The following is a 14,296-nucleotide window of genomic DNA, read 5'->3' on the forward strand; positions in this document are numbered from 1 at the left end:
ATTTGAAATGATATACAGGTCAAGGCAGGCTTCTGCTCATCAAGGGGATGCGGCATGGGCGACCTGTTTCAGAAAATTGTTGGGTTTGACCTTTGGCATCTGAAGCTGCCGGTCACATCACGTCGTGATCATGGAATTGGCACTGTTGAAGGAAGTTGCGAAGTTGTCGTCTTGCGCCTGACGTCCGAGGACGGCTGTCATGGATTCGGCGAGGCCTCGCCCTGGTCGGTGTTCACGGGAACGCCCGAGGCTACCTATGCGGCTTTGGACCGGTATATCCGGCCGCTGGTGATTGGCTCGTGCATTGCCGACCGGGCCGCCATCACGGAACAGGCGTCCCGCGTCGTCGCACATTGCACCGAAGCAAAGGCCGCGTTGGACAGTGCGCTGCTTGACTTGGCTGGTCGGATCAGTGGCGTGCCGGTGTGGGCATTGTTGGGTGGAAAGTGCCGCGATACCATTCCGCTGAGCTGTTCAATCGCCAACCCTGAATTCGCGCAGGACAAGGAACTGCTGGATCGGCTGCAGGACGACGGCGTTCGGATCGTTAAGCTGAAGACGGGGTTCAAGGATCATGCCTTTGACATCATGCGGCTGGAATATCTGGCGCAGAACTACCCGAATATGTCTGTCAGAGTGGACTATAATCAGGGGCTTGAAATTACGGATGCCGCTGCACGGGTGCGGGACGTCGCGCAATTTGCACCGGATTTCATCGAGCAACCCGTGCGGGCGCATCACTTTGGCATGATGGCCCGTTTAAGGCAGATGATTGATGTGCCCCTGCTTGCAGATGAAAGCGTTTTTGGTCCTGAAGATATGGAGCGCGCCGCGCGCGAAAACATATGCGACGGCGTTTCGGTGAAAATCATGAAATCCGGCGGGCTACACCGCGCCCAGACAACTGCGCGTATCGCCGCAGCCCATGGGTTGAGCGCGTATGGCGGCGACATGTTCGAAGCAGGGTTGGCCCACCTTGCGGGCACCCACATGATTGCGGCAACGCCCGAGATAACTCTGGGCTGCGAGTTTTATCAGTCTTCATACTTCCTTGCGGAAGACATTCTGCAAGATCCTTTCCGCGTGGCCGACGGCAACGTGATCGTTCCCGTTGGTCAGGGGCTGGGCGGGTGTCCTGACATCGGAAAACTGAACCACTATGCAACAACCAAGGCGGTGGCAGCATGAACGACGCAAAAACCATCGCGATCATCGGGGCCGGTATTGTCGGCGTGTCCTCTGCAATCTGGCTTCAGCGCGATGGGCACCGGGTGATCCTGATTGACAAGGCGGGTCCGGGCGAAGGCACTTCATACGGCAATGGCGGAGTGTTGGCTTCTTGCTCAATTGTGCCGGTGACCGTTCCGGGGTTGCTTCGAAAAGCTCCGAAAATGCTGTTTAGCCCCTCTCAGCCGTTGTTCATGAAATGGGGGTACTTGCCCAAGCTTCTGCCGTGGCTGTCCCAATATCTCAAACATGCGAATGTAAATGATGTGGAACGTATTGCGGCTGCACTGACCCCGATCGTGGGGGACAGTTTGAATGACCACGAAGCCCTTGCCAAAGGGACGGGGGCCGAAAAGTGGATCGTGCCGTCCGACTATCTGTTTCTTTATGAAAACCGGGCGCAGTTCGAAGGTGACGCGTTTGGGTGGGCGATACGTCGAAAGTACGGGTTCCAATGGCAGGAGCTGGAGGGCGAGGCATTTCGTGCCTATGACCCTGTCTTTGGTCAGGAGATCGGATTTGCTGCAAAGCTTTCAGATCACGGCCACATCACTGATCCGGGGCGTTATGTGAAAGACCTTGCGGCACATGTCGAAGCGCAGGGCGGTCACATTATTCGCGCCACTGTCGAAGACATCGCTTATGAAAACGGTCGGGTGGTCGGTGTGCGGGCAGGTGGGGAGACCATCGCCTGTGATACAGCCCTGATCACTGCGGGTGTTTGGTCGGGCCCTCTGGCCGAGCGTCTTGGGGTTTCTGTTCCTTTGGAAAGCGAACGCGGCTATCATCTTGAATTGATAGAGCCTTCTGCGATGCCGCGTAGCCCGGTGATGGTGGCTTCGGGCAAGTTTGTGGCCACTCCGATGGATGGGCGAATTCGTTTGGCCGGTATCGTCGAATTCGGAGGGCTGGATGCGCCGCCGTCACGCGCGCCGTTTGAATTGCTGAAGAAAAACGCCCGAGCTGCCTTTCCGGGTGTAACATGGAAGGAGGAAGTTGAATGGATGGGGCACAGGCCCGCCCCGGCGGATTCGATCCCGATCATCGGCGAAGTACCTAATATCAAAGGCGCCTACCTTGGCTTTGGGCATCATCACATCGGTTTGACGGGTGGGCCGAAAACCGGGCGTCTGTTGGCCCAGATGATCGCGGACAGAACTCCGAACACAGACGTGAGCGTCTACGCGCCCTCACGCTATGCAACACAATAATGTCGGTGAGAAACACCGGCGGTTCGATATTCAATAGGGAGAATACGATGAAGAAACTGACAAGTCTTTTGGCGGCAACCGCTTTGACAGCTGCTTCGGTCGCTCCGGCCGTGGCGGAAAAATGGGATATGCCCATGGCATATTCTGCTTCCAACTTCCATTCCGCTACGGGGGCCGAGTTTGCTAAGTGCGTTACCACCGGAACCGGCGGTGAGATTGAAATCGTAACGCATCCGTCGGGGTCCTTGTTCAAGGGCGCGGATATCAAACGTGCAATTCAGACCGGACAGGCCCCCATCGGGGAACGCCTGTTGTCGGGGCACCAGAACGAAAATGCGCTGTTTGGTTTTGACTCGATCCCCTTCCTTGCGACGTCATTCGATGACAGCGCAAAACTTTGGGAAGCGGCCAAGCCGTCCATTGAGAACCTGCTGGCAGAACAGAACCTGACGCTGCTTTACGCAGTTCCATGGCCGCCGCAGGGTCTCTATTTCAAGAACGAGGTGAACTCGGTCGCGGATATGGAAGGCATCAAGTTCCGTTCCTACAACAACGCGACCTCGCGCCTTGCAGAGCTGACCGGGATGCTGCCAGTCACGATCGAAGCGGCAGAAATCAGCCAGGCTTTTGCAACCGGCGTGGCCGACTCGATGGTGTCGTCGGGGTCCACCGGGTATGACCGTAAGGTATGGGAAAGCCTGAATTATTTCTATGAGGTGGATGCCTGGTTGCCGCGCAACTATGTGATGGTCAACTCAGATGTCTGGGGTGGTGTGTCTGACGCCAACAAGAATGTCATCAAGGCCTGCGCGGAGCTGGCGGAATATGCCGGTAACTGGCGTGCCAAGGAATATACTGGTTTCACCCTTCAAGGCTTGCGCGATGGTGGTATGACCGTTGGTCCGGCCTCTGAGCAGATGGTCAACGAGTTGAAAGAGATCGGTGTGACCATGACAAACGAGTGGCTCGAGGCGGCAGGAGACGAAGGCAAGGCCATCGTCGACGCGTTCCAGTCGCAATAAATCCCTCAAACGGGCGGCGGGGTATCCTGCCGCCCTTTGTCTGACCAATCATAACATCGCGGGGACGGTATGGCAGCATTGCGAGGGCTTCGGTCCGTATTGGATTTCATTTATCAGGCCGCAGGCGTTCTGGCCGCGCTGAGTCTGATCGCCATCTTGTTGCTGATTGTGGTGCAGATGCTGGCCCGCTGGACAGGCGAGGTTTTTCCCGGTGCCCCTGACTATGCCGGATATGCCATGGCTGCGGCGTCCTTTCTGGCCTTTGCGAACGCATTGAACCGGGGTAGCCATATTCGCGTGTCGATCCTGTTGAACGCCGTTCCCAATGGTGTCCGCAGGGTGCTGGAGATCTGGTGCTTTGCCGTCGGTGCTGCCGTGATGTGGTACTTTTGCTGGTATGCCTATCGGTTTGTCTACTGGAGTTGGAAATTCAACGACGTCAGTCAGGGGCAGGACAAGACCGCCCTTTGGATCCCCCAGTCATCCATGCTGATCGGGGCGGTAATCCTTGCAATCGCCCTGACGGATCACCTGATCCATGTCGTCGTGAAAGGTGATCACCGTATCACCCGTGATCTCGCAGATCAGAGCCACGGGGAGTGACGGCATGGAAAATATCTCAGTCATCATTCTTTTTCTTTTCGTTCTGTTCACCTTGCTCGGCACGGGCGTATGGGTCGGCCTTGCCCTGATGGGCGTGGCTTGGGTGGGGATGGAACTGTTCACCACACGGCCGGTCGGCGATGTGATGATCACTACGGTCTGGTCAGCTTCGTCCTCGTGGACTTTGACCGCGTTGCCCATGTTTATTTGGATGGGGGAAATCCTCTATCGAACGCGATTATCTGAAGACATGTTCAAGGGGCTTTCGCCTTGGATGGCCCCGCTGCCCGGCGGGTTGGTACACACGAACATCGTAGGCTGTACCGTGTTTGCTGCGGTGTCTGGATCGTCTGCTGCGACCCTGACGACCGTGGGCAAGATGTCCATTCCCGAGCTACGCAAACGCAACTACCCCGAGCGCATGATCATCGGCACCCTGACGGGGGCGGCGACGCTTGGCTTGATGATCCCGCCATCCCTGACTCTGATCGTCTACGGCGTGACGATAAATGAATCCATTACCAAGCTGTTCTTCGCTGGCATCCTTCCGGGTCTGGTTCTGGCCGCCATGTTCATGGGCTTTGTCGCGATCTATTCAAAGCTGGGCAAGGATTGGAATCCGAACGACGAGGGCAAGCTTAGTTTTTCCGAGAAAATCAGGAACTCTCGGTTTTTGTTGCCTGTGATCCTGCTGATCATGGTTGTAATTGGCTCAATGTATTTGGGCTATGCAACTGCCACCGAAGCTGCAGCATTTGGGGTGATCGGGGGGCTTCTGCTTGCGGCGGGGCAGGGGTCACTGAACTGGAAGACCTTTACGGAAAGCCTGATGGGAGCAACCCGCACAAGTGCCATGATTGCGTTAATCCTTGCGGGGGCGGCCTTTCTGTCACTGTCGATGGGCTTTACGGGATTGCCACGTGGTTTGGCCGACCTGATCGCAGGGTGGGAGCTGACACGGTTCGAGCTGCTCATGGTGCTTTTGGTCTTTTACATCATTCTGGGTTGTTTCCTTGATGGCATCTCGTCGGTCGTTCTGACCATGGCCGTTGTGGAGCCGATGATCAGGGAGGCCGGTATCGACCTGATCTGGTTTGGAATATTCATCGTTGTTGTGGTTGAGATGGCGCAGATCACCCCTCCGATCGGTTTCAACCTGTTCGTCATGCAGGGCATGACCAATCATGAGATGGGCTATATTGCCCGCGCCGCGATCCCGATGTTCCTGATCATGGTCTTGATGGTCTTCGTGTTGATCTGGTTCCCGGAACTGGCCACATGGCTTCCGGACAACCTACGTCAGAGCCCCGGTGGGTAGTCCGTCTTGAACCCCTTGCATTGGGCCGCACGCAACGGCCCGCTTGTTCTAGTGGCTGGACTGGTTGGTGGGTTGCTGCTGCCGGGACTGGCCGAACCGATGCGCCCGATGCTGCCCCCGCTGGTGGTTCTACTGTTGTTTGTGACCGTCCTGAGGATGGAGCCGTCGTCCATTCTGGGCTCGATGGGCGACTGGCGGCTTGTATCCGGGACTGTATTGGGTTTTCAATTCGCCATTCCGTTGGCTGTGCTTGCTGTTGGCTTTCTGTTTGGTTGGAACGCGGAGCCCGTGCTTTTGGCTTTGCTAATCATGACCGCAGCGCCATCCATCACAGGCAGCCCCAATCTGTGCCTGATGATGGGGTACCCGGCGGAACACGCGATGCGTTTGCTTGTGGCCGGGACTGCCGTTTTACCGCTGACCGTGTTTCCCATCTTTTGGCTGATGCCCGAGATTGGTGATTTTCATACGGTGTTGCAGGCCGTGCTAAAGTTGTTCGTGACGATTTTCGCTGCGACATTTGCAGCGATAGCTCTGCGTCGAACAGTGCTAAAATCCCCGTCGCAAGGAATACTGATGAACCTTGAAGGGTTGGGCACGATCACATTGGCCGTTTTTGTCGTGGGGTTAATGCCTTCGGTCAGCAGCACAATGTTGGAGCGGCCCGGGACTGCTTTGTTTTGGATCGCTTTTGCGTGTTGCGCAAATTTTGGCGCTCAGGCGGTGACATATGTCCTGACACGCAACAGGCTGTCCGCGGCTAAAAGAACGGCCATGGCCTTGATTGCAGGCAACCGGAATATTGCCATCTTCTTTGTGGCGCTGCCTCCGGAGGTTACCGCGCCACTGATGGTGTTCATCGGCGCGTATCAAATTCCGATGTATCTGACGCCGACCGTCATGCGACGGCTATACCGCGCAGGATAGTCTTGCTGGGGTTAAGGAACCTAAGTCCACCAAATTACTGCAACTGCAAGATATCGGGCACGCAAAGTTTGCGCTTGGCGGGCATCTGATCGGCCCCGTCTGACCGTTTCAGGCGCTTCGGCCCGTCCTTGACCTTAATGTTTGGCTTTGCCAGCGGACCGGTCGCCGTCACTGGCCACGGACTGCGGGACAGGGGATCACCGATTTTGCGAGGTTGCAGGTTAAGGTCCAATGCCTTGTTGTTCATATCCACCGCGCCAAAAACAACGACCTGAACCTGATCGGTCTCCATGGTGGTTTGTTTGGTCGAGATATTGCCGTTTGCAATAGCCAGCGGTGCGCGTAAACACACGATTGGCGCAACCTTTTGCTTTTCCTTTGAAAAGACCCAAGGTAGCAACCCAAGGCCCGCAAGATCCAATAGCTGGGTTTCAATCGACCCGTCGCGCATGGAAACGGTGGCGTTACCGCTCATGGATTTGACGAAATGTTTGGCCGAGTCGATCCCGCCGGTGACGTCGAAATCCGCGTAAATAGTTCCGCTGGCGCCTTTCTTGAAATTCAGGTTGTGCAGGATGTCGTTCAGCCGCCATCCCCCAGCCTGACCCTTAAGTGTCAGCCGATGATCTTCGCCCGACAGGTCCATACGGCCACTGACGTCGAAATGGGCGCCACCATATTCAAACTTCAACGGCCCCGCTTTCAGTTCGCTTTCGTTCAGGGTCAGTTCGCTTTGCAAAGTGCTGATACCGTCCGAGCCTTCGATGTGACGCAGGTCGATATCAACATCCATATTCATTCCAGACAGAAGGATAGAGCGCCCAATCGGTTTCAGCGTTACGTCCCTTAGGGCGCCGGGTTCCGCCTGTGCGTCTGTTTCTGCTGCGGTGTCCTCGTTGGCTACTCCCAGTTTTCGTAACTGAGCGGTCGCCAGAACGATGCTGCGGATCTGGTCAATACGGATCAGGTCGCTTTCGATTAACCCCTCGAGGACAGGGTCCGAGGTCGCGTCGTCCAGAGTGGCTGAAAAGGTCAGGCCGGAATCGGCGACGGTCACATCCGCCTGTGCGTTCCAATCCGTACCATCGCTATGAAGGTCGATCGAAAATCCTGTATGTCCGGTATCTACGGGCTCTAGCGACAATGCCTGCAAAAGGTCGGCACCGGATGGGACGTCGATTTCGATGCCAAGGTCCAGGTTTTCGAACTTAAGAACGTTCTCGACAGAACCATGAACGTCCAGAGACCAGACATCCGTGTCACTTGTGCTTCCGTTCAAGTCCGAGAGCGAGAGCTGTTTGATATTGCCGGTCAGGGAAAACGCGCCGGAGAACTTTCCAAGTTGATCATCTTCGCCCAACAGTTCGGGGGAAATCAAACTGCTTGCCGGAATTTCAAGTATTCCTTCGCCTAAGACCTCCTGCAACTGCAACGCGTCCCCTACCGATCCGTTGAGAATGACAAACGGGTTCGCGGGGTCACCGATCCGCAGGTTCACATTGCCAACTCGCAGTTTTCCATCCGGCGTTCTGGACACTTCCGAGAATTTAACTGGGGGCGGGCCTTCGCCCGATGTGTCCAGTGTGAAACCATTGGTTTCAATGACCATCTGCCGCTGCGGTATTTCACCGGGGACGCTGTCCATGACCATGTCCACCGAAATCAGTTTCAGGTCATAGCGCGATGCAGCCGGCGCGGGCTCGGCCCCTTCTGGGTACAACCGAATCCGGGTCGTCAGGGACACATCTTCCGGATTGCCAAGCTCACCGATCTGACCGGTGAGCTCCAGGCTCTGCCCGCCTTCCAATTGTGCCTGTATGTTAAGGTCGTCCAGACGTGACACGCCCTCAGAGACCTTCAATACCGCTTCCGCACTTCCAGAACCTTCAAGAACACGGTTCAGCTTTAGAATATCGAGAAGTTGTCCAAGTTCATCAATCGTCGCAGTGGTAGCAATCGCCAAGCCCGCTTCGGCTTGAACCTCGGTCGCGGCAAGTGAAACCTGATCGAACTTGGCCGTTACCTGAAAAGGGTCTTGGTCAGGGAATTGGGCGCTTAGGTCAAATGCCTGCCCATTCAATGTGCCGTGCCCGTTGGCCGAGGCGACCGCGACCCCGTCGCCAGACGCCAATGTCAGTTCCGGCAGGCGTAGATCGAAATCGAGACCATTTTGCGCACTTTGATACAGGACCGTGATGTCGGTTAGGCTAAGTTCACGGTCTGCAAAAATCTCTGAAACAGCATTCGTCGTTAGCATTGGGCCGCTTGCGTCGTCTGTCTTTTGACCGGTTGGCCAGCTTGTCTTACCGTTTTCTGTTGCAATCAGGTTTAGGTGAATTCCGTCCACCATCAAATTGCTGATCGACAGTTTTCCCTTCACAAGATCCGCAGCAGAAACCGAAAAGCTGAGCGTATCTATCTTGGCAAGGTCGGTACCCTCCAGCGACGCAGAAGGCATTGCAATGCCGTTGGCTGTGACCGACAATTGTGAGCCAAGCCCAACACTTATGTTTTCGTTGATAACCAATTGCTGACCCAGCTTGTTGGTCAGAACCTGTTGGGCCATGGCGGTGCGCGGGGTCGACAGAAACTGGGATGATAGAAACAGCCATGCGGCGGCAACGACGAAAAGGATAATTACGCCAATTATCAGCGCGCCTTTTAGCAAAACTCGCACTATATGCCCCTCTCAATTCATTCTTGCGTCCACTGTTGCTTGGTTCGCGGTGCGTCTTTCAGATCAAGTATTATCGGTTCTTCGTTAACCGATTCATTGCATCCACCTTAGCATCAAAACCCGCTAACACGTTCAACCAACCAATATATCGACACGCACCCGATCGCGTAGCCTGCGATCGGCATGGAATAAGTCGCAAGCCGCCCCGATCCAGAGGGTGTCATGAAATGCCATGCCATCAGAACCGCTGACAGGGTCGCAATAAACAAAAGCTGACCAGCTTCAACACCCAGATTGAAAGAAAGCAAGGCGGCGAAAACGTCCTGAGGGGGGATGCCGATTTCGGCCAATGCCCCGGCAAAGCCCAAGCCGTGCAGCAGCCCGAAGCAAAAGCATACGATCCACGGGTACTGTTCCGACAACCGCAATTGCCCGTCCTTTCGGCGCAGGATTTCCAGCGCGAGGAAAACGATCGACAGGGCGATTACTGCTTCCACAGGCGGGCCGGGGACGTTCAGCACGCCCAGAGTTGCCAAAGCCAAAGTGATCGAATGGGCAACTGTAAACGCTGTCACCGCGCCGACCAGACGCCACTTGTCACGCACCAGAAGGAACAGGGCAAAAACGAATAGCAGGTGATCCCAACCTTCCAGAATGTGTTCGAAACCAAGGCGAAAATAGCTTGAGAAGACGGCCAACGTCGTAGGTTGTTGGGGAATTTCCAGTTCTACAGTGTCAGGCGTGAACCTGAGAGTTGTTGTTGGTGCATCAATGGGTTGAAGCCGCAAAAGCACGTCATTTCTTTGTGTTTCCAGCCCATCAATTTTAACGGAATTTCCCCCAAGACCGGTTTCGCATTCAGCGACCCAAACCGATACCCATGCAACGCCGTCCGAGGTCGGTTCAGGCCCACGCGCGGGCGTGCAGGACTCTGGCAAAACCGCATCAATCGTCATGGGGCGGCCTGTCACATCAGGTTTTCGCCACAACACTTGCCAGGTGTTCTGAGCCAATTGCCTCAGCTCCAGATAGCCCGGGTCTAGCGCATGTGCCTGCGCCGGCGCCCCCGAAAGTGCGACCCAAACGGTCAACAACACAAATAGCGCAGCCTTCATTCCTGCGCCTTTTCGGTTTCCGGAGTGACGATCTGATAGGTCGCGGCTAAGTCCTCGAACTGGGCCTGCGCCAATTCTTCACCCGTGTCCCGCCGCCATTCAAGCAAAACCGCATCATGGATATCCTCCAGTTCGGGCAATTTGGAGGGTTGCGTGTCGGTGATCCGAACCAGATGAAGACCATAACCCGACTGAATGGGGCCTTCCCACTCACCGAGCTTAAATTGGTTTACGGCGCCAGAGAACCCGTATCCGAACGCCGCATCGACTGAGCGTGCGGCAGCTAAAGGCAGGGACAACGGCAGCAATGTGCGCGCCCCGACGCCGGTCCAGTCTTCGCCGGCTCTTAGCCTTGCTAGCGCGGAGTCTATGTCAGCAGGCGTCGGCGCTTCGCCCAGAAACACCTGATCAAATGCAATTAACCGAGGTGTGGTGAAGCGTTCCGCGTTCTGCTCCAGGTACGCTTGCAGAACGTCGGTTTCCGGCTCTACCGAGGACGCGATTGCATCTGTCAGAAAATCCATCTTCTGCGCCAGCCGCGCCCGGATTACCTGATCGCCACGGTCTAACCCAAGTTTGCGCGCTTCGCGAACAAGGACTTCTTCACGGATCAGAGCTTCAATCAACGCCTGTCGTTCGGTGTCCGTCGGTGGCCGTTTCCAACTGTCGGTAAAACGTGCAACCAGCAAATCTACATCATCCTGGTCGACAATTATCGTTTCTGCTGGCGGGGCAACTTCACCATCCGGGGCAACAAGGAAGAACCATCCAAATATTCCGCACCCGATCAAGAGGAAGTGGAGTAAGGGGTCTTTCAATACACGCATGGGCTCTTTCTCGGAAGCGGAGGGCCGTGGTCATTACTGACCAGCGGCTCTGTTTCCGGTGACTTAATAGTGTTGATTAGTTGAAGACTTAAGCCCGCGGATCACTCGCTGGGGGTGTACCATATTGGCGAGGAATAAGCGCGTTCCTGATGAACCAACTGGGCTTCTTCTGGCAGATCAATTCCAAAGCGCAATTTGTCATACAAAACCCAGCGCGGTGTAGGAATTTCCAACACTCGAACATAGTAGAATGCTCTTTGGCTCGGATCGAACTCGGGGTCGGTCCACACGGTCAGAAGTTCAGATGTCCCGATCGTATTGCTCCAGCTTGCGGTATCGAGATCGACTGTATTGCCAACCTCAGGCAACTGGCCATTCGCATCCAATGCGCGATCGCCGGACCAGGCGACATTGAACACTTTCTCCTGAAGCTCGCCTTCAGCATCCAGCCAGCCCTTTACGACCTGTACCCGGTCCAGATTTGCACCAATGGGGTCGCGCAGAGCGCCAATCAGGAAAGATGGCGCGCCATCGCCCTCACGCGGGCGCAAGTCGCTGCCCATGGGCACACCTTTGGTATAACCGACATCCGCGACCAGCCGCGTCAGTAGGTCGTCGTCCTGAAAATCCCAGCCACCGAAAAAGCGTAGGCCGATGCGCGGCCCGGTCGTGGCATAGGTCTCCCGGCGTTTGAAGGCGTCAAAGATCGCCGCGCGGGTGTTATCGGACGCCCAAACCGCAGTGTACCCGGACGCGACAAGCGTGTGTCCTTCGAATGCGCCCAGTTCACTTTCCACAAAGGGATGCAGAACGCGCGTTGCCGAAGGTTCAGCACTTACCGACTTGCCAAAGTAGTTTTCCTCTTCCGCGGTCGCCAGTGAGGTGTGGCTGTCCGTGGCGCCGCCCATGCCGAATTTGTAGGGGTTCACTCCGAACTTTTCCTCAAGCGCCAAGCCGCGTTTCAACGCCTCGCGCGCGTATTCACCGGCCAGCATGTCCTCGGTCTTGAGTTCGGTGATATCCAGATTGCCAACATCCCAGTTTTCGTAATCGGCAAACGGATCATCGGGGCTGAGATAGGGGTGAGCCTCGCCGTCGCCCTTGATTTGCGTGACTTCGTAATGCGGCTCCCACTTTGCGCGGTTTTGAACATACTCTTCGTCCACTTTTCCGCCGTGGTAGGTGTCTTCGGTCGGGAACATCCAGCCATTGGACAGGTTTCCGTTATGGGCAAAGGCAACGGCCCGCCCACCGGTTTTTTCCTGATACTCTTCCAGCCAGGCGTACAAGGCCTTGGGATCGGTATCCCCATAGGGCGGCTGCGTGACCGGTGGAACCATTTGCAGCGCACGAATTGGACCATCGCGCAGCATGACGTTCCGGTGCAGGTTGAACCCTTTCGGAACCGAGGTCCATTCAAAGCCGATGAACGCAGTGAACTTGCCCGGATCATTATGACGTTCGGCCGCCAAAACGATCTGTTCCCAGGTGAACGCAAAGGCATCCGCGCCGGGGCTGTAGGATTCAAGCAGGATTTCCGGCAGGGTCATCTGCGAAAAATTCGTAATGATGTCAAAAGCAGCCTTGGCCGCGTTCTCGCCACCTGCCTTGTACCCCTCGTACCACTCCAGTCCTTTCGGATCGGACAGAACACCGGGTTTCCCGGCTTGCAGGTCAGGTGCAAACCCCATCAGATCGGTATGATCCGTCAGAACCATCCAATCCAGGGGCCGCGCCAACCGAACGGGCTGGCCAGTGGATGAAATGACTTGTTCACCTTTTGCAAACCGCCAGGCTTCGTCGGGCAGCAAGGTATTCCCGAATGCGCCAGCATCCAGTGACAGCCCGGTGTGAAGGTGCGTATCCCCCCACAAGGGGCGCTCGGGGAACGTGCGATTGGCGTAAGGTGAAAAGGGGCGTTCCGCAAACGTGCCTTCGGCGGCTTGCTTGCTTGGAACAGCGTCAGCAAAAGTAATGGTGGGCAGCGAAATAAAAGCCACCAAACACGAACGCAGTCTGACCATCGAAATCTCCCCAGTAAAAAAGTCGTAAAAAGACAGGCGATTCAGCCGTCTCCTAAGGATATTCTATTTTTCTAATATATCCGAATGAATTTTTGTTTGGGCGCGCCGGTAGGAGGGGTGAAACCAGAACCGCGCAACTGCGGCGTATCCTGCGAACAAAAAGGTGCGCTCAGTTGTCCTGAACGCACCTAATTTCAGATCGTGTATTAGGCTTAGCCGAACCGTGCAATCGGGCCTTGCGGAATATCGGCCAATTCCACGGCTTTGTCGATCAGGAACAGCGCCTCCATCTTGGAGTGGGCCAGCAAAGAAACGTCGTCTCCAACGTGGAACGAGAAGTTGGTCGGTGAATGCACACCTGCAAGTTCACCTGCCGGAATCTGGGACAGTCGGTGCGTCAATTGTTGCGCGCCCATACCCTTTTTTTTGTCATGGATAAGCAGGAATACCCCGTTGCCCCAATAGGTCGCAAAGTTGCGCCCTTCCTGTGTGACGGACAAAAGCGACGATCCTGCCGAAGCCAGGAATTCCCGGAATTCGCTGGACGGGCTTGACGCAAAAATCTCTTCTACATCTGCGACCTTTACGGCCACGATCTTGGAGGTTCTGGAGTGCATTGTCGCCAGTTGAACAACGTAGTTTTCGAACTCGGCCAATCCAATGCAACCTGTCAGATCTCCAAAATAGAGCGGGTCGGTCAGGCTGAAATTAGGATTAACTTCCGAGTCGTTATTCGCGTAAACATCGGCTTCCATCACTTCGATCGCTGCGCGTCGTTCCGCCGCCAGCCTGTATGCATCAGAAAGCCGTTGCTTCAGATCGGCAAACTCGAAGGGTTTGGTCACATAATCTGTTGCGCCAACCTCGAAAGCCTCGTCGATATACTGCTTTTGCACCATGGCAGTTACCATGATGATCGGCGTAAACTTGTAATCGGGCAACTTGCGCGCTTCTTCGCACAACGTAATGCCATTCATCTCGGGCATTTGCACGTCAAGCAGCAGGCAGTCGAACGGCTGATCGGTTTCTGACAAAATTCGAATTGCTTCGTGACCGCTGTTTGCCGTCACAACATCTTCGTAGCCGAACGCTCCCAGAACGCAGATTAGCAGCTCCAGAATGCTTGGGTCGTCGTCTACAGCAAGTATCCGCATAACTATTCACCAGGTTTTGCCACCGAACCGACCTTTGGGCATTGCAGACGTCAGGCAAAGATCGGTTGGCGAGTGGATTATTTAGGTTTGGTCAGCCTGTCGGACAAAAGCGGCAAAACATTGACACTTGAAGGGCGCGCATGTGTCCCACCTTATATTTTTTCACGTTGCATCTTGGCACGGGAGAAATA

The 14,296-nt window shown here is 55.5% G+C and carries 11 protein-coding genes; 6 read left to right on the top strand and 5 right to left on the bottom strand.

Going from position 1 to position 14,296, the window contains the following annotated elements:
• The first annotated feature begins 54 nt into the window (after positions 1–54).
• The 6 genes from GOX75_RS02210 (at position 55) to GOX75_RS02235 (ending at position 6,308) form a co-directional block, all read left to right on the top strand.
• Complete coding sequence (locus GOX75_RS02210) at positions 55–1,188, top strand: enolase C-terminal domain-like protein (RefSeq protein WP_171120892.1); 1,134 nt, start codon at positions 55–57, stop codon at positions 1,186–1,188.
• Positions 1,185–2,438: an FAD-binding oxidoreductase gene (locus GOX75_RS02215; RefSeq protein ID WP_171120894.1), complete on the top strand. Its 1,254-nt coding sequence runs from the start codon at positions 1,185–1,187 to the stop codon at positions 2,436–2,438. The genes GOX75_RS02210 and GOX75_RS02215 overlap by 4 nt, the downstream gene beginning before the upstream one ends.
• A 47-nt stretch (positions 2,439–2,485) precedes the next feature.
• Positions 2,486–3,460 carry a TRAP transporter substrate-binding protein gene (locus GOX75_RS02220; protein WP_171120896.1) on the top strand — a complete coding sequence of 325 codons (975 nt, stop codon included), beginning with the start codon at positions 2,486–2,488 and terminating at the stop codon, positions 3,458–3,460.
• 69 nt (positions 3,461–3,529) lie between these two features.
• A complete protein-coding gene (locus tag GOX75_RS02225) occupies positions 3,530–4,063 on the top strand; it encodes a TRAP transporter small permease (protein WP_171120898.1) in 534 nt (177 codons plus the stop codon).
• Positions 4,064–4,067: 4 nt separating this feature from the next.
• On the top strand, positions 4,068–5,381 hold the full coding sequence (locus GOX75_RS02230; protein WP_171120900.1) for a TRAP transporter large permease: 1,314 nt from the start codon (positions 4,068–4,070) through the stop codon (positions 5,379–5,381).
• A 6-nt stretch (positions 5,382–5,387) separates the two neighbouring features.
• Positions 5,388–6,308, top strand: a complete 921-nt coding sequence (locus GOX75_RS02235) for a hypothetical protein (RefSeq protein WP_171120902.1) — start codon at positions 5,388–5,390, stop codon at positions 6,306–6,308.
• Between the two features lie 34 nt (positions 6,309–6,342).
• On the opposite strand, the gene GOX75_RS02240 is transcribed toward GOX75_RS02235, so the two are convergent.
• The 5 genes from GOX75_RS02240 to GOX75_RS02260 form a co-directional block, all read right to left on the bottom strand.
• The gene (locus GOX75_RS02240; protein WP_171120904.1) at positions 6,343–8,985 is read right to left on the bottom strand and encodes an AsmA family protein; all 2,643 of its coding nucleotides are present in this window, start codon (positions 8,983–8,985) and stop codon (positions 6,343–6,345) included.
• A gap of 113 nt (positions 8,986–9,098) precedes the next feature.
• Positions 9,099–10,100, bottom strand: a complete 1,002-nt coding sequence (locus GOX75_RS02245; RefSeq protein WP_171120906.1) for a HupE/UreJ family protein — start codon at positions 10,098–10,100, stop codon at positions 9,099–9,101.
• The gene (locus GOX75_RS02250; RefSeq protein WP_171120908.1) at positions 10,097–10,927 is read right to left on the bottom strand and encodes a peptidylprolyl isomerase; all 831 of its coding nucleotides are present in this window, start codon (positions 10,925–10,927) and stop codon (positions 10,097–10,099) included. Before GOX75_RS02250 ends, GOX75_RS02245 begins: the two co-directional genes overlap by 4 nt.
• Positions 10,928–11,028: 101 nt before the next feature.
• A complete protein-coding gene (locus GOX75_RS02255; RefSeq protein WP_171120910.1) occupies positions 11,029–12,951 on the bottom strand; it encodes a DUF3604 domain-containing protein in 1,923 nt (640 codons plus the stop codon).
• Positions 12,952–13,163: 212 nt separating this feature from the next.
• Positions 13,164–14,105 (bottom strand): PleD family two-component system response regulator, encoded by a 942-nt coding sequence (locus GOX75_RS02260; RefSeq protein ID WP_171120912.1) that lies wholly within the window; start codon positions 14,103–14,105, stop codon positions 13,164–13,166.
• Positions 14,106–14,296 lie beyond the last annotated feature (191 nt).

The sequence above is a fragment of the Ruegeria sp. HKCCD7251 genome (assembly GCF_013031165.1).
In the GTDB taxonomy this organism is placed as follows: domain Bacteria; phylum Pseudomonadota; class Alphaproteobacteria; order Rhodobacterales; family Rhodobacteraceae; genus Ruegeria.

Coding starts and splice junctions, on each gene's coding strand:
- GOX75_RS02210 (WP_171120892.1), top strand. CDS start 55: ATGGGCGACCTGTTTCAGAAAATTGTTGGGTTTGACCTTTGGCATCTG.
- GOX75_RS02215 (WP_171120894.1), top strand. CDS start 1,185: ATGAACGACGCAAAAACCATCGCGATCATCGGGGCCGGTATTGTCGGC.
- GOX75_RS02220 (WP_171120896.1), top strand. CDS start 2,486: ATGAAGAAACTGACAAGTCTTTTGGCGGCAACCGCTTTGACAGCTGCT.
- GOX75_RS02225 (WP_171120898.1), top strand. CDS start 3,530: ATGGCAGCATTGCGAGGGCTTCGGTCCGTATTGGATTTCATTTATCAG.
- GOX75_RS02230 (WP_171120900.1), top strand. CDS start 4,068: ATGGAAAATATCTCAGTCATCATTCTTTTTCTTTTCGTTCTGTTCACC.
- GOX75_RS02245 (WP_171120906.1), bottom strand. CDS start 10,100: ATGAAGGCTGCGCTATTTGTGTTGTTGACCGTTTGGGTCGCACTTTCG.
- GOX75_RS02250 (WP_171120908.1), bottom strand. CDS start 10,927: ATGCGTGTATTGAAAGACCCCTTACTCCACTTCCTCTTGATCGGGTGC.
- GOX75_RS02255 (WP_171120910.1), bottom strand. CDS start 12,951: ATGGTCAGACTGCGTTCGTGTTTGGTGGCTTTTATTTCGCTGCCCACC.
- GOX75_RS02260 (WP_171120912.1), bottom strand. CDS start 14,105: ATGCGGATACTTGCTGTAGACGACGACCCAAGCATTCTGGAGCTGCTA.